This is a genomic window from Catellatospora sp. NPDC049609, assembly GCF_040675365.1.
GTDB lineage: Bacteria > Actinomycetota > Actinomycetes > Mycobacteriales > Micromonosporaceae > Catellatospora.
Genome location: NZ_JBFAOU010000084.1, coordinates 18,870 through 33,718, shown reverse-complemented (window position 1 = coordinate 33,718; position 14,849 = coordinate 18,870). Strand labels below are relative to the sequence as shown.

Genomic DNA, 14,849 nt, shown 5'->3' with positions numbered 1-14,849 from the left:
CGCCGGCGCCCCCCCGGCCGCGCCCCGGGGGGTATTAGTCTCCCCCCGCCGCCGCCCCCCCCGGCCCCGGCCGGGCCCCCCCCCCCCCCCCGTTCCGCTGCCCCGAGCCGGGGTGTGAGGCCCGGCGGCAGCGGGGTAAGGGCTTGGGAGTCTGGGTCGCGCGAGTGCGGGATCTATGGGACATTAGCGGAGGATCCGCTGAAGGGCGGTGAGCCTTCATGGGCGAGAAGGTGCAGCAGCACGTCTTCACCCGCGCCGACCGGGCGAGGTACCGGGAGAAGGTCCGCCGGTGCCTGGACGTGTTCGCGCTGATGCTGGGCGAGTCCCAGTTCGAGTTCGAGCGCCCGCTCACCGGGCTGGAGATCGAGCTGAACCTGGTCGACGAGCGGGGCATGCCGTCGATGCGCAACGCCGACGTGCTGGCCGCCATCGCCGACCCGGCCTTCGTCACCGAGCTGGGCCAGTTCAACATCGAGATCAACATCCCGCCGCGCGCGCTGGCCGGGGGCGGGCTGACCGCGTACGAGGAGCAGGTCCGGGCCAGCCTGAACGCGGCCGAGGGCAAGGCGCGCACCGTCGGCGCGCACACCGCCATGATCGGCATCCTGCCCACGCTGCGCCTGGAGCACCTGAGCGAGGCGTCGCTGTCGGCCAACCCGCGCTACGCGCTCATCAACGAGCAGGTGTTCGCGGCCCGCGGCGAGGACCTGCACATCCGCATCGACGGCGTCGACCCGCTGGACGTCACGGCCGACACCATCGCGCCCGAGGCCGCCTGCACCAGCGCCCAGCTGCACCTGCAGGTCAGCCCGGCGCAGTTCGGGGCGTACTGGAACGCCGCCCAGGCCATCGCGGGCGTGCAGCTAGCCATCGCCGCGAACTCGCCGTTCCTGCTCGGGCACGAGCTGTGGCACGAGACCCGCATCCCGCTGTTCAAGCAGGCCACCGACACCCGCCCCGAGGAGATCAAATCCCAGGGGGTACGCCCGCGGGTCTGGTTCGGCGAGCGCTGGATCACCTCGGTGTTCGACCTGTTCGAGGAGAACGTGCGGTACTTCCCCGCGCTGCTGCCCATCTGCACCGGCGACGACCCGGCCGATCAGCTCGCCGGCGGCGAGGTGCCCGAGCTGACCGAGCTGCGCCTGCACAACGGCACCATCTACCGCTGGAACCGGCCGGTCTACGACGTCGCCGACGGGATGCCGCACCTGCGGGTGGAGAACCGGGTGCTGCCCGCCGGGCCGACCGTCGTCGACATCATGGCCAACGCGGCGTTCTGGTTCGGCCTGGTGCGCACGCTGGCCGAGGGCGGGCTGCCCGTCTGGTCACGCATGCCGTTCACCAAGGCCGACGAGAACTTCTACACCGGCGCCCGCCACGGCATCCAGGCCCACCTGTTCTGGCCGGACCTGGGCTACCTCACCGCGTACGAGCTGGTGCTGCGCCGCCTGCTGCCGCTGGCCCACCAGGGCCTGGAGGCGTGGGGCGTGGAGTCGCGCGAGCGCGACCGGCTGCTCGGCATCATCGAGCAGCGCTGCCTGCTCCGCCGCAACGGCGCGACCTGGCAGATCGACACGGTGCACCGCCTGGAACGCGGCGGCATGGACCGCCCCGACGCCCTGCGCGAGATGCTCCTGCGCTACATGACCCACATGCACGCCAACATCCCCGTCCACGAGTGGCCCCGCGAGGAGTGAGCCCGCCCCGCGGTTTCGGGGAGACTGCGGCAAGCGCGGCCCGGGTACGTGCGGTTTCCCCGAACCCACGGCAGGCGGGTGCCCGCGACCCTCGTCGATGCGGCGGGGTTCAGCCGGCGAGGAGGTCGCGCAGGCGGCGGGCCTGCAGGTCCCAGCCCCACTCCTGCTCGACCCAGGCGCGGCCGGCCGCGCCCAGCTTGGCGCGCAGCGGCTCGTCGGTCAGCAGCTCGATCAGGCGGGCGGCCAGCGCGTCCACGTCGCGGCCGGGCACGACGTACCCGGTCTCGCCCTCGCGGACGGCGTCGGGGGCGCCGCCGGAGTCGCCGGCGATCACCGGCAGGCCCACCGCGGACGCCTCCAGGTAGACGATGCCGAGACCCTCGACGTCCAGGCCGCGGTTGCGGGTGCGGCACGGCATCGCGAAGACGTCGCCGGCCGCGTAGTGCATCGGCAGCTCCGCCCACGGCACCGAGCCGGTCAGCACCACGTGGTCGGCCACCCCGTGTTCGCGGGCCAGCCGCTGCACGGTCGGCCGGTGCGGGCCGCCGCCGACCAGCAGCAGCGCCGCGTCGGGCACCGCCCTGCGCACCAGCGGCAGCGCGCGCACCAGCGTGTCCTGGCCCTTGCGCGGCACCAGCCGGGAGACGCAGACGATCACCGGGCGGCCGGTGAGGCCGTGCCGCGCCCGGACCGCCGCCCCGTCGACGTCGGGGTGGTACATCGCCGAGTCCACGCCGGGCGCCAGCCGCTGCAGGCGGGTCCGCTCCCCCAGCGCCTTCGCCAGCCGTACGCGCTGGTAGTCGCCGAGGTAGGTGAGCACGTCGTTGCCGTCGGCGATGCGCCGCAGCGCGCTGCGGGCGCCGGGCAGCGCCGCCCAGCCGATCTCGTGCCCGTGCGTGACGCCCACCGCGCGCTCGACCCCGGCCCGCTGCCGCAGGCCCTGGGCCAGCAGCCCGAGCGGCGCGGCGGCGCCGAACCAGACCCGGTCGCAGCCCTCGGCGCGGGCCAGCTCGGCGACCCGCCGGGCCACCCGCGGCGTCGGCAGCAGCACCCCGGTGCGGTCCCGGACCACCGGGTACGGCTGCTCGGCGTCGAACGGCTGCGGGTCGCGCCAGGTCGACGCGTAGACGACCAGCTCGCCGTCGGGCTGGCGGATCGCGAGGTTGTGCAGGAACTGCTGGATGCCCCCGGGCCGGGGCGGGAAGTCGTTGGTCACCAGCAGCGTGCGCATCCGCGCAGCCTACCGGGCACGCGAGCGCGGAAGCATCGCGCCGAGATCACGGTCTCGTCGCGCCCGCCGGGGTCAGCCGTGGGTACGGGCGTACTCCCGCGCGGCCGCCATCCGCTCCACCGTCGTCGGGTGGCTGCCGAAGAGCCCCTGCTCCCACGCGGGCGGGTCGGGGTCGGACAGGTTCACCAGGGACAGCCGCTGCTGCATCCGCTCGAACCCGGCCGGGTCGCCGGTCAGCTCCAGCGCGTGCTCGTCGGCGCGCGCCTCGATCAGCCGCGACACGACCGCCTGCGCCGGACCGGCCAGCAGCCCGACGACCGCGGCGACGGCCAGCAGCAGCCCGATCGCCTTCGGCTCGGCGATCGACTCCACCCCGGCCCGGCGCAGCAGCCACGCCCAGCCGCCCAGCAGGTACAGCCCGACGACCAGCACCGCCGCGCCCAGCGCGCCGATCACCGTCCCGATCACCACGTCGCCACGCTCGGCGTGCCCCAGCTCGTGCGCCACCACGCCGACCGTCTCGGCCGGCTCGGCCTCGCGCAGCAGGGTGTCGTAGACGACGATGCGCCGGGTCGGGCCGATGCCGCTGACGTACGCGTTGAGCGCGGTGGTGCGCCGTGACGCGTCGGCGACCAGCACGTCGCGCACGGGCACGCCGTCGCGGGCGGCCAGCTCCATCAGCTCGGTGCGCAGCGGGCCGTCGGCCATCGGCGTGAACTTGTTGAACACCGGCTCGACGAGCACCGGGAAGACGAAGCTGAGCAGCACCACCAGCCCCGCCGCGCCGACCGCGCCGACCGCCCACCACCAGTTCGGCAGCAGCCTGGTCAGGCCGAAGAAGCCGAGCAGGGCGATCGCGCCGAGCACCGCGCCGACGGCGTACCCCTTGAGCAGGTCGCCGGCCCAGCCGCCCCAGCCCTGGGTGGACAGCCCGTAGCGCACCAGCACGGTGTGCCGCCAGGCCGCGAACGGCAGCGTGACCAGGTCCGCGACGGCCAGCACCAGCAGCCCGCCGCCGAGCACCTTCGCGAGCCACGGCCCCGGCACCAGCCCGACCAGCCACGCGCCCAGCGGCGTCAGCCCCAGCAGCAGCGCCACCCCGAGCCCGACCAGCATCGCCGGGTACGTGTTCCACCGCAGCTCGCCACGCAGCGCCCGCGCCCTGGCGACCCGGTCGGCGGGCAGCTCGGCCAGCGCAGCGAGCTGGTCCGCGCGCGGCGCCGGCGGCCGCTGCCACGGGATCAGCACCGCCACCACCACCGCCAGCAGGGCACCAAGGACGATCAGCGTCACCCAGGCCCAGCCCCGCACCGTCATCGCCCGATCGTAAGCCCCGCGCCGCCACCGCGACTCGGGCCGAGGCGCCGGGCCGCGTCGCACACGGCGCGCCGCCACAGCCCGCCCGTCGCCCGTCGCCCGTCGCCCGTCGCCCGTCGCCCGTCGCCCGTCGATCTTGCACGAACTGTTGCCCTTTTGCGCGGATGGCGCGTGTCGTACCCACAGTCCACGCAAGATCGGCGCGGGAGAGGGCGGTCAGGAGCGGGTGAGGCGGCGGACGAGGGATTCGGAGTTCATGGGGTAGGCGCCGTGGCGGCGGACGCCGTCGGCGACCTCGCGGTCGGAGGAGACGACGACGATGGGACGGCCGGGAGGTTCGGCGCGGACCAGGCGGCGGATGACCTCGTCGGCGGTCTCGCCCTTGCGGGAGAACAGGACGCGCACGCCGCGCGGCGGGGCGGGCAGGCCGTGTACGCGCTCGGCGCCGTCGAAGACCACGGTGACCTCGGCGCCGGTCTGCGCGGCGACGCCGCCGAGGCCGGTGACCAGGCGGTTGCGCTGCTGCTCCAGGGACATCTCGGCGAAGCCGCGCTTGGTGACGTTGTAACCGTCGACGACCAGGTGGGCCTTGGGCAGGGCGAGCAGCTGGGCCAGGCGGGCCGGGTCGTCGGCGTTCTGGGCCCGGTTGGCCGCGGTGGGCGCACCGGGCGCGTCGGCGTACGCGGCGGCGACGGTGTCGGCCGGGAGCACGGTCGCCGGGTCCAGCGCCAGCTCGCGGCGCAGCCCGACGGCGGCCTGCCCGATGGTCTCCAGCAGCAGCCACAGCCGGGCCTCGTCGACGGCGCGGGAGTCGCGGGCGGTCTGGCGCGCGTCACCGGCCGCGGCCTCGGCGTCGGCCAGCTTGGCCCGCAACCGGCGCAGCTCGGCCTCGTGGTCGCCGTGGCCCTTGGCGGCCCGTCCCTTCTCGATGGCGAGCAGCTCGTTGGCGCGCTTGAGCTGGGCCTGGGTGTCCCGCAGCGCCTTGCCCGCGGCCCGGCTCTCCTCGCGGAGCTGGTTCAGCTCGTCGCGCACCCGGGCCAGCTCGTCGCGCAGCTTGTCGGCCTCCACGCGGGCCACGGCCCGGTCGTGCTCGGCGCGGGCGGCGCGCGACTCGGCGTCCCGGATGTGCTCGGCGACCGCGGAGCTCTCGGCCTCGGCCGCGACCGCCTGCCCGGCGGCGTCGACCAGCTCGCGCCAGCCCGCGGGGCGGGCCAGGTAAGCCAGGGCGGCGACCTCGATCGGGTCGGCCGCGGCCGGGGCCATCCCGCCGAGCACGGCGGCGCCCAGCTCACCGGTCTCGGGCAGCACCTTCGCGCTGATCCGCTGCCGGAACACCGGGTCGGCGGTGAGCTGCGCGGCGATCGCCGCGCCGCCCAGCCGGGCCCGCCGGTTCGGTGCGAACTTGGCGACCTTGCGCAGCGAGACGGGCATCTCGTCGTTGGGCAGTGCGGTGAGCACCGCGGCCACCATCGAGACGACCCGCTGCCGGATCGGCTCGGGCAGGATCGGCTCGGGCACGAAGTCAGCCGCCTCCACCGGGTCCCCGGGGGAGGCGTCGAACGAGAGTTCAGCGGCTGACATGGTCCTAGTGTTCCACCGTCCCGCCGATCTTGTCGCTCAGGTTCGCGGCTCGCTTCGCCGACCGACCACCCGAGGGAATGTCGCCGCTGTCCGTCCGACGATCGACTCCCGGCGTTACGTCGTACCGGACGGCTACCGTCCGGTCTGTGCCGTCCCCGAACCACGTGCCGCAACGCGGCCCCGCCGCGCCGCGTGACCGTTTCGAACAGCCCACCCTCGACGGCATGCTGGCCGACCCGTTGCAGCTGGACCTGCGGCACACCACCTTCGTCGTGCTCGACCTGGAGACCACCGGCGGCGCACCGGACGGCGCGGGCATCACCGAGATCGGGGCGGTCAAGGTGCGCGGCGGCGAGGAGCTGGGCTCGTTCGGCACCCTGGTCAACCCCGGCGTGCCGATCCCGCCGTTCATCACCGTGCTCACCGGCATCACCACCGCGATGACCGTGCAGGCGCCGCCGATCGAGACGGTGCTGCCGTCGCTGCTGGAGTTCCTGTCCGGCGCGGTGCTGGTGGCACACAACGCGCCATACGACACCGGCTTCCTGAAGGCCGCCTGCGCCGCGCACGGCTACCGCTGGCCCAACCCGCGGATCGTGGACACCGTGCAGCTGGCCCGGCGGGTGCTGCTGCGCGACGAGGTGCCCAACAACAAGCTCGGCACGCTCGCGGCATACTTCCGCGTCGCCGACCAGCCCAGCCACCGCGCGATGGCCGACGCCCGGGCCACCGTCGGCGTGCTGCACGCGCTGATCGCCCGGCTGGGCGGGCACCGCGTGCACACGCTCGGCGACACCATCGAGTTCGTCAAGGCCGTCGCCCCGGTGCAGCGGGCGAAGAAGCACCTGGCCGAGGGGCTGCCGCACGCGCCCGGGGTCTACCTGTTCCGGGCCGCCGACGGCCGGCCGCTCTACGTCGGCACCTCCAACGACGTCGCCACCCGCGTGCGCAGCTACTTCACCGCGGGCGAGCGCCGCGCCCGGATCAAGGAGATGCTGGGCGCCGCGGAGCGGGTGGACGCGGTCGAGTGCGCCCACGCGCTGGAGGCGCAGGTCCGCGAGCTGCGGCTGATCGCGGCGCACGCGCCGCCGTACAACCGCCGCTCCAAGCACCCGGAGCGGGTGCAGTGGCTGAAGCTGACCGCGGAGGCGTACCCCCGGCTGTCCGTGGTCCGGCAGCTGGCCGCCGACGGCGGCTCCTACCTGGGGCCGTTCGCGGGCCGGGCGGCGGCGCAGGCGGCGGTCGACGCCATCCACGAGGCGCTGCCGCTGCGGCAGTGCTCGCCCCGGCTGTCGGCGCGCAAGGCCACGCCCGCGTGCGCCCTGGCCGAGCTGGGCAAGTGCCCGGCGCCCTGCACGCTGTCGATCAGCACGCAGGACTACGACGAGCGCGCCGCCGCGCCGCTGCGGGCCGCGTTCGGCGGCGACCCGGACGCGGTGGTGGACCCGCTGCTGGCCCGCATCCGCCGGCTGTCCGACGCGCAGCGGTACGAGGACGCGGCCGCGGTGCGCGACCGGCTGGCCGCGTTCCTGCGGGCGACCATCCGCATGCAGCGGCTGAGCTCGCTCACCTCGATCGAGGAGCTGATCGCGGCCCGGCGCACCGAGCAGAACGCGTGGGAGATCGCCATCGTCCGGCACGGCCGGCTGGCCGCCGCCGCCACCGCCGCGCCCGGCGTCCATCCGCGACGGACCCTGGACATCCTGCGACCCACCGCGGAGACGGTGCTCCCCGCGCCCGGCCCGACGCCCTGCGCGACCCCGGAGGAGACCGAGCGCATCCTGGACTGGCTGGAACGCCCGGAGACCCGCCTGGTCGAGTCCACCGCGGGCTGGGCCTCCCCCGCCCGCGGCGCGGCCCGCTGGAAGACGCTGCTGCTGGCCAACGCCCGCTGAGCCGCCGATCGCGGTTGCCGGCCGCTCGGTGACACCCGGAGCGAATGCGGAGGGTGTCACCGATCAAGGCCGCAGAGCGATCGGCGCATGAGCACAGCCGTTCGGACATTACTTGACCGAACGCATGAAAGGTCTTGACCGAACGGCTGCGACGTTCGTTACTAGGCTATGGAGCGATATCCAGAGATCTCTCGGAAGTGGGCGGTCGTGGCACGCTGTCAAGGCCGCGGACGTGCGGGACGACGCTCCACCTCCAGGCGGTGAGGGGGGTGTCCGTAGTGGACGCGGAAGCCGCTTCGGTGGCGACGGGGATTCCGGTGACCACGGGCCGGGCCGGGGAGAGCATGCTCAGCACCCGGATCCGGGCGATGCTCAGCTGGTCGACCGAGCGGGCACCGGTGCCCGCCGATCCGGTCGCCGCCCTGATCAAGGCGCACCGCTCGGTGCACTCCGGTTCCGACGTCGCGCTGCTGCGCCGGGCGTACGTCGTCGCCGAGCGCATGCACCGCGGCCAGATGCGCAAGAGCGGTGACCCGTACATCACCCATCCGCTGGCCGTCGCGGAGATCCTGGCCCACCTCGGCATGGACGCCACCACGCTGGTGGCGGCGCTGCTGCACGACACCGTCGAGGACACCAGCTACACCCTGGCCCAGCTGCGCGCAGACTTCGGTCCGGACGTCTCGCTGCTGGTCGACGGGGTCACCAAGTTCGACAAGGCGCACTTCGGCGCCCGGGCCGAGGCCGAGACCATCCGCAAGATGATCGTCGCCGCCGGGCAGGACATCCGGGTGCTGGTGATCAAGCTGGCCGACCGGCTGCACAACATGCAGACCCTCGACGCCCGCTCGGCCGCCTCCCGCGCCCGCATCGCCGGCGCCACCCGCGAGGTGCTGGTGCCGCTGTGCGACCGGCTCGGCATCCAGGCGCTCAAGCGCGAGCTCGAGGACAAGGTGCTGCTCTTCCTCGACCCCGCCGAGTACGAGCGCATCGACTCCATGGTCTCCAACCGCCCCGACTGGAACCACTACGTCCAGAACCTGGTCACCCTCGGGTCGGGCGCGCTGCGGCGGGAGCGGCTGGACGGCCGCGTCGAGCCGCGCCCCCGGCACTACTACTCCATCTGGAAGGACACCCAGCAGGCGGGCAGCCCGGTGCCGATGGACCTGCCCCGCATCGTGGTCGTCCTCGACGGTGACGAGCCGGACTGCTATGCCGCGCTGTGCGCCGTGCACCAGCAGTGGAAGCCGATCCCGGGCCGGTTCAAGGACTTCATCGCGGCGCCGAAGAACAACCTCTACCGCTCGCTGCACACCACCGTGCTCGGCCCCGACGACCAGATGGTCGAGGTGCTGATCCGCACCGAGCAGATGCACCGCGCCGTGGAGTACGGCGTCGTCGCCCCGTACCGCTACCCGGCCAAACCGTCCCGGCGCGGCGGCCTGGGCATCTTCGGCACCGGGCGCACCGCGCAGCGCGAGGCGCCGCCGCCGCAGCGCCAGCCCGGCGAGCACGCCTGGCTGCGCCGCGCGCTGGACCTGGAGCAGGCTGCCCCGGACGCGGTGCAGTTCGTCGAGACGCTGCGCTGCGACCTGGCCGAGCAGCAGATCCAGGTCTTCGCCTGGGGACGCCAGCTGCTGCTGCCCGCGGGGGCGAGCCCGGTGGACGTGGCGTACGAGCTGGGCACCCGCACCGGCGACCGGTGCGTCGCGGCGACCGTGAACGGCGTGCTGACCCCGCTCAACGCCGCGCTGACCGACGGCGACGTGGTCGACATCCTGGTCAGCCGGGCGCGCAACCATCCCGGCCCGCGCCGGGAGTGGCTCGACTTCGTGAAGTCGCCCAACGCGCGGCTGCGGCTGAGCCGCCGGTTCACCGAGCCGGAGGTGGCCGCCGGCACCGTCAGCGACCGGCTGCAGCTCGGCCGGGCCGCGATCGGCCTGGCCCTGCGGCGGCGCGACCGCGCCCTGGCCGACGAGCAGCGGCTGGCCAGCCTCGCGGTGGCGCTGGACTATCCGGATCTCGACACCCTGCTGATGGCCGTCGCCGAGCACCGCGTATCCGCCGACACCATCGTCGACCAGCTCATCGCCAGCGTCGACAACCAGGGCGAAGCCGCCCGGTCGACTCCGGTGAGCGTGGTCGCCCCGCGGCGCGACGCGGCTGACGCTCCACCGCGACGCTCGTCGACTAGCCTGGCACGGTGAACCGACGCTCACCGCTGCGCAGGAAACTGATCTCCTTCGGCTACGGCGTCTTCTACCGGATCCCGCCCCGCTGGCGGAGCCGGCTGGTCAAGACGGTGACCGCGCGGTACTCGGTGGGCTCGGTGGTGCTGATCTTCGACAGCGAGGCCGCCGAGCCGGGACGCATCCTGCTGCTGCGCCAGCCGCCCGGCCGCGGCTGGACGCTGCCCGCCGGCCTGCTGGAACGCCGTGAGGCCCCGATCGACGCGGCCCGCCGGGAGGCGGCCGAGGAGACCGGCATCCAGCTGACCCCCGACCAGATCCGGCCCGCGGTGCCGAACGCCGTGGTGCACCACCGCGGCCATTGGGTGGACATGGTCTTTACCGCCCGCGTCCCCGCGGCCCGCACCGAGCTCAGCGTCGACGGCGCGGAGGTCTGGGAGGCCCGCTGGCACGCCCTGGACGACCTGCCGGTGGTGACCCCGGCGACCGCGCGGCTGCTGGGCCACTACGGCATCGGCCCCGAGGCGCACCTCGACCAGACCGAGGCCGCCCGGTGACCGCGCCGCACCCGCACCAGACCGAGGCTGCACCCGCACCAGACCGGGGCCGCCCCGCGACCGCGCCTGACACGCACCCGACCGGGGCAGTCCGATGACCGCACCTGACGCGCGCCGGGCCGGCATGAACGCCGCGCAGGACGGGCATCGGGGCCGCATGACGGCCACACCCGACGAGCGTCGAGACGCCCCCGTGATCGCCCCCGACGACCTCTGCGCGGTGGTGCTGGCCGCCGGGCTGGGCACCCGGCTGCGGCCGCTGACCATGCTGCGCCCCAAGGCGCTGGTGCCGGTCGGCAACGTGCCGCTGCTGGACCGGGCGCTGGCCCGGCTCGCCGCCGTCGGACTGTCCGGTCCGGACCGGGTCGCCGTCAACGCGCACTGGCTCGCCGCCCAGGTCGCCGACCACGTCGCGGGCCGGGCGCATCTGTCGCACGAGGACGAGCCGCTGGGCACCGCCGGGGCGCTGGGCAACCTGCACCGCTGGATCGCCGGGCGCGCCGTGCTGGTGCTCAACGCCGACGCGTACGTCGGGGTCACCGGCCCGGACGACCTGGGCGCGCTGCTGTCGGGCTGGGACGGCCACCGCGTACGCATGCACGGCGTCAAGGCCGGGCAGCCCGACCCGTTCCACGGCTACAACTTCGCCGGGGCCTCGCTGCTGCCCGCCGCCGACGTCGCGAAACTGCCGGACAAGCCGCGCGAGCTGGCCCGCACCACCTGGCGTCCGGCCGAGCAGTCCGGGCGCCTGGACGTGGTCCCGCTGACCGGCCTCTACCTGGACTGCGGCACCCCCGCCGACTACCTGGCCGCCAACCTGCACGCCGCGGGCGGGGAGAACCTGTTCGGCACCGGCGTGGTCGTCACCGGCCGGGCCGCCGGCAGCGTGCTCGGCGACGGCTCCCGCGTCGACGGCACCGTCCGCGACTGCGTGCTCTGGCCCGGCGCCCACGTGGCCGCCCACGAGCACCTGCACCGCGTGATCCGGGTCGGCCCGGACCTCACCGTCCCCGCCCCCTAGCATTGCCTGTAGACCCCCGGCGACCCCCACCCCTCCCGTCGATCATGAACGTATGGCACGGGTGGGCGGCGTGTCGCCGGCACAGGTTCCTGATCGGCAAGCACGACGCAAGGAGTTCCCGGTGATCACAGCGATCGTTCTCATCGACTGCGCGACCGACGCGATCCCGGAGGTCGCCGAGGAGCTGGCGAACCTGGAGGGCGTCAGCGAGGTGTACTCCGTCGCGGGCGGCGTCGACCTCATCGCCATCATCCGGGTACGCGAGTTCGACCACATCGCCGAGGTCATCGCCGGTGGCATCTCCAAGGTGCCGGGCGTGCTCAACACCGACACGCACATCGCGTTCCGCTCGTACTCGCGCCACGACCTGGAGCAGGCCTTCGCGATCGGCTTCTGAGCCCGCGAGCCACCCCACGCGTGCACGGCCGTGAGGCGTCACGCGCCGCAGCGGGCGGGCAGGCGACCGTCCGCTGCGTATGGCGCCGACCAGCGGCCTGCGTCACACTCCGAGGTTCTTACTTGCGAGTAACCTCGCGGTCTAGGCTGCTGTCATGCAGCTCACCGTGGACCGCGGCAGCGATCGGCTCGCCATCCTGCTCCACCCCGCGCAGGCCCCCGACGCCCCGCTGGTCGTGATCTTCCCCGCGATGGGCGTGCCCGCCGGCTACTACACGCGCTTCGCCCGCAGCCTCAACGAGGCTGGCGTCGGCGTGGCTGTGGCCGACCTGCGCGGCACCGGCGCCAGCGCGCCCCGGCCGAGCCGGGACAGCCGGTACGGCTACCCCGAGCTGGCCGACGACGTCGACGCGGTGCTGGACGCGCTCGCCGAGCAGCGCGCCGGGCGGCGTACCGTGCTGCTCGGGCACTCGCTGGGCGGGCAGGCCTGCGTGCTGCACCTGGCCCGCGAGGCGGCCCGCGACGGCGGGCACCGCGTGGACGGGCTGATCCTGATCGCGGTCGGGCTGCCCTACTGGCGCACCTACCCGCGCGCGCAGCGGCTCGCCGTACTGGCCATGACCCAGGTGATCAACGGCGTGTCCGCCGCGCTGCGCGTCTGGCCCGGCTGGGGCTTCGGCGGCCGGCAGGCCCGGGGCGTCATCCGCGACTGGGCGTACACAGCACGCCACGGCCGCTTCCCCGCACACCTGACGGCCGAGGACGGGCTGTCCCGGGTGGACCTGCCCGTGCTGGCGATCACCGTCGACGACGACCAGTACACCCCGCCGGAGACGACCGACCACCTGGTCGCCGCCCTGCCGGGGGCGGCGGTGCAGCGCGAGCACCTCACGAAGGCGGACGCGGGCGTACCGCTGGACCACTTCAGCTGGGTCAAGGCGGGCACCGCCCTCGCGCCGCGCATCTCGCGCTGGCTCTCCCGGCTCCCCTGACGACCTGACACCCCGACGCCGCTCGCCACGGCCTGGCCACGGGACGGCGGGTCACCGGGACGCCGAGGTCAGCGCGGTGCCAGGGTCAGCGGGGTGCCGGGGTCAGCGGGGTGCCGGGGTCAGCGGGTGCCGCAGCGGCATGATCGCTAGTCCTGGTCAGAACCTGCGGTCCGACTGCACATCCTGACCGGAACCAACGATCAACGCACGCGACAGCCCCGGCGGTCGCGTCGTCAGCGGGGCATCAGCGACATCGGGCGGCAGCACGCGTCCGCGTGGGCGGCCCGCGTCGCGCCGCAGCCCGCGAGCCAGCCGCGGTTGAGGACCGAGTGGCGGTCGAGGCCGTGGGCGGCGGCCGTGTGGCGGGGCTGGCGCGGCCGGGTCTGGCGGGTCAGGGCAGCGGGGATCATGGCGTCTCCTCGGGGCGGGCGCGGGGTCGCGTCGCCGCGTCGCAGGCCTCGGCCGGGCCTCGCGGCCGGTCCCGGGCACCGCCGCATCGGCGCGCCGACATGGGGATGTGGCCGCCACTGTGCCATGCGAACCTCACCGACTCCACGGGAAAGTGGGCACCACTACACCGCGCACGCCGCCGACACGCCGTCTTGGGCCCATCCGCCAAGTCGGCGCCTTGCTCCGCCACCCGTTAAGAAGGTGCCCTTCCTCTACGGAAAGCGTTAAGAAGGTGCCCTTCCTTCGCGGGGTCAGGTGGTGATGGGGAGTTCGGCGAAGCCGCGGAAGCCGAGGCGGTCGCGGCGGACCGCGGGGCCCGCGGCGCGCAGGCCGGGTAGGCGGTCCAGCAGCAGCGGGAAGGCGGTCCTGGCTTCGAGCCGGGCCAGCGGCGCACCGAGGCAGAAGTGTGCGCCCGCGCCGAACGACAGCGACGGCGCGGTGGGGCGGTCGGGCAGGAAGCGGTCCGGCTGGGCGAACCGGCGCGGGTCGCGGCCGGCCGCGGCCAGTACCACGAGCAGTTCGGTGCCCGCGGGCACGCCGACGCCGGCCAGTTCGGTGTCGCGGCCGGCGTACCGCGAGGTCACCTGCACCGGCGGGTCGAAGCGCAGCATCTCCTCGACGTACGCCTCGGCCAGCTCCGGGTGGGCGCGCAGCCGGTCGGCGTGCCGGGGCTCGTCCAGCAGCACCGCGAGGCCGTTGCCGAGCAGGTTGGTGGTGGTCTCGAAGCCCGCGACGAGCAGCAGCACCAGGTGTGCGACCAGCTCGACGCCGCCCGCCTCCCCCGCCGCGCCGGACGCCAGCAGGTCGCTGATCATGTCGTCGCCGGGCTCGCGCTGCCGCCGCGCCAGCAGGTCGACGAAGTAGTCCTCCAGCTCGTCGGAGGCGGCGTCGGCGCGGGCCAGCTCGTCCGGGTCGCCCGCGAACACCTCCAGGGCCAGGGTCAGGTCGTGCGCCCGCGGGCGGAACCAGTCCCGGTCGGCGGCGGGCACCCCGAGCAGCGCGCAGATCACCGCGACGGGCAGCGGGTACGCCACCGCGCGCATGAAGTCGACCGGTGCGTCCGCCGTGGCGATCGGCGCGATGAGGCCCTCGGCCAGCGCCGTCACGTCGTCGCGCAGCGCCGCGACGCGGCGGGCGGTGAACGCGGAGCCGGCCAGGCGGCGCAGCCGGGTGTGGTCGGGCGCGTTGCGCCACAGCATGGTGCGGCTCAGCCAGCGCCAGGAGGCGACCGACCGCCAGCCGGGCAGGGCCCGGTCCAGCGCGGCCTCGTCGGTGACCCGGAAGTCGGCGTCGCGCAGCACGCGGTCGGCCTCGGCGTACCCGGTGACGACGGTGAAGCCCTCACCCAGGGGCAGCACCGGGCCGGCCGACCGCAGCCGGTCGTAGAGCGGGTAGGGGTCGGCCCGGCCCTCGGCCGTGGCCAGCGCCTGCATCGCCTCGAGCGCGTCCTGCACCACCACTCCCCCGTCCGCCTCCTCCGGAAGAGTACGACGGAAGGGCACCCGCCGGAGCGGATGCCCTTC

General features: G+C 74.7%; 12 protein-coding genes. 7 read left to right on the top strand and 5 right to left on the bottom strand.

The features are described 5' to 3' along the window. Nucleotides 1-218: 218 nt before the first annotated feature. A complete protein-coding gene (locus AB0J67_RS22715) occupies nt 219-1,697 on the top strand; it encodes a glutamate--cysteine ligase (RefSeq protein WP_363485405.1) in 1,479 nt (492 codons plus the stop codon). Nucleotides 1,698-1,806: 109 nt separating this feature from the next. Here AB0J67_RS22715 and AB0J67_RS22710 read toward each other — a convergent pair whose 3' ends face one another. From AB0J67_RS22710 to AB0J67_RS22700, 3 genes are all read right to left on the bottom strand, one after another. Continuing rightward, a complete protein-coding gene (locus tag AB0J67_RS22710) occupies nt 1,807-2,928 on the bottom strand; it encodes a glycosyltransferase family 4 protein (RefSeq protein ID WP_363485404.1) in 1,122 nt (373 codons plus the stop codon). A 72-nt stretch (nt 2,929-3,000) separates the two neighbouring features. Further along, complete coding sequence (locus tag AB0J67_RS22705) at nt 3,001-4,245, bottom strand: M48 family metallopeptidase (RefSeq protein ID WP_363485403.1); 1,245 nt, start codon at nt 4,243-4,245, stop codon at nt 3,001-3,003. A 216-nt stretch (nt 4,246-4,461) separates the two neighbouring features. Beyond that, the gene (locus AB0J67_RS22700) at nt 4,462-5,826 is read right to left on the bottom strand and encodes an NYN domain-containing protein (RefSeq protein WP_363485402.1); all 1,365 of its coding nucleotides are present in this window, start codon (nt 5,824-5,826) and stop codon (nt 4,462-4,464) included. 224 nt (nt 5,827-6,050) lie between these two features. Here AB0J67_RS22700 and AB0J67_RS22695 point away from each other — a divergent pair, with 224 nt between their 5' ends. The 6 genes from AB0J67_RS22695 (at nt 6,051) to AB0J67_RS22670 (ending at nt 12,876) form a co-directional block, all read left to right on the top strand. Continuing rightward, a complete protein-coding gene (locus tag AB0J67_RS22695) occupies nt 6,051-7,721 on the top strand; it encodes a DEDD exonuclease domain-containing protein (RefSeq protein WP_363485411.1) in 1,671 nt (556 codons plus the stop codon). A 344-nt stretch (nt 7,722-8,065) separates the two neighbouring features. Then, the gene (locus tag AB0J67_RS22690) at nt 8,066-9,928 is read left to right on the top strand and encodes an HD domain-containing protein (protein ID WP_363485410.1); all 1,863 of its coding nucleotides are present in this window, start codon (nt 8,066-8,068) and stop codon (nt 9,926-9,928) included. Continuing rightward, nucleotides 9,925-10,467 (top strand): NUDIX hydrolase, encoded by a 543-nt coding sequence (locus tag AB0J67_RS22685; RefSeq protein WP_363485401.1) that lies wholly within the window; start codon nt 9,925-9,927, stop codon nt 10,465-10,467. Before AB0J67_RS22690 ends, AB0J67_RS22685 begins: the two co-directional genes overlap by 4 nt. A gap of 157 nt (nt 10,468-10,624) precedes the next feature. Then, a complete protein-coding gene (locus AB0J67_RS22680) occupies nt 10,625-11,488 on the top strand; it encodes a sugar phosphate nucleotidyltransferase (RefSeq protein WP_363485409.1) in 864 nt (287 codons plus the stop codon). Between the two features lie 121 nt (nt 11,489-11,609). Then, nucleotides 11,610-11,885, top strand: a complete 276-nt coding sequence (locus AB0J67_RS22675) for an Lrp/AsnC ligand binding domain-containing protein (RefSeq protein WP_144121539.1) — start codon at nt 11,610-11,612, stop codon at nt 11,883-11,885. A 154-nt stretch (nt 11,886-12,039) separates the two neighbouring features. Then, nucleotides 12,040-12,876, top strand: coding sequence for an alpha/beta fold hydrolase (locus tag AB0J67_RS22670; RefSeq protein WP_363485400.1), 837 nt, complete (start codon nt 12,040-12,042; stop codon nt 12,874-12,876). A gap of 233 nt (nt 12,877-13,109) precedes the next feature. Here the strand turns inward: AB0J67_RS22670 and AB0J67_RS22665 are convergent, their stop codons facing one another. Together AB0J67_RS22665 and AB0J67_RS22660 are read right to left on the bottom strand one after the other, a co-directional pair. Continuing rightward, complete coding sequence (locus AB0J67_RS22665) at nt 13,110-13,286, bottom strand: hypothetical protein (protein WP_363485399.1); 177 nt, start codon at nt 13,284-13,286, stop codon at nt 13,110-13,112. Between the two features lie 291 nt (nt 13,287-13,577). Further along, nucleotides 13,578-14,759, bottom strand: a complete 1,182-nt coding sequence (locus AB0J67_RS22660; RefSeq protein ID WP_363485408.1) for a cytochrome P450 — start codon at nt 14,757-14,759, stop codon at nt 13,578-13,580. Nucleotides 14,760-14,849: the final 90 nt, after the last annotated feature.

Coding starts and splice junctions, on each gene's coding strand:
- AB0J67_RS22705 (WP_363485403.1), bottom strand. CDS start 4,245: ATGACGGTGCGGGGCTGGGCCTGGGTGACGCTGATCGTCCTTGGTGCC.
- AB0J67_RS22715 (WP_363485405.1), top strand. CDS start 219: ATGGGCGAGAAGGTGCAGCAGCACGTCTTCACCCGCGCCGACCGGGCG.
- AB0J67_RS22700 (WP_363485402.1), bottom strand. CDS start 5,826: ATGTCAGCCGCTGAACTCTCGTTCGACGCCTCCCCCGGGGACCCGGTG.
- AB0J67_RS22665 (WP_363485399.1), bottom strand. CDS start 13,286: ATGATCCCCGCTGCCCTGACCCGCCAGACCCGGCCGCGCCAGCCCCGC.
- AB0J67_RS22690 (WP_363485410.1), top strand. CDS start 8,066: ATGCTCAGCACCCGGATCCGGGCGATGCTCAGCTGGTCGACCGAGCGG.
- AB0J67_RS22670 (WP_363485400.1), top strand. CDS start 12,040: ATGCAGCTCACCGTGGACCGCGGCAGCGATCGGCTCGCCATCCTGCTC.
- AB0J67_RS22660 (WP_363485408.1), bottom strand. CDS start 14,759: ATGCAGGCGCTGGCCACGGCCGAGGGCCGGGCCGACCCCTACCCGCTC.
- AB0J67_RS22710 (WP_363485404.1), bottom strand. CDS start 2,928: ATGCGCACGCTGCTGGTGACCAACGACTTCCCGCCCCGGCCCGGGGGC.
- AB0J67_RS22680 (WP_363485409.1), top strand. CDS start 10,625: ATGACGGCCACACCCGACGAGCGTCGAGACGCCCCCGTGATCGCCCCC.
- AB0J67_RS22695 (WP_363485411.1), top strand. CDS start 6,051: ATGCTGGCCGACCCGTTGCAGCTGGACCTGCGGCACACCACCTTCGTC.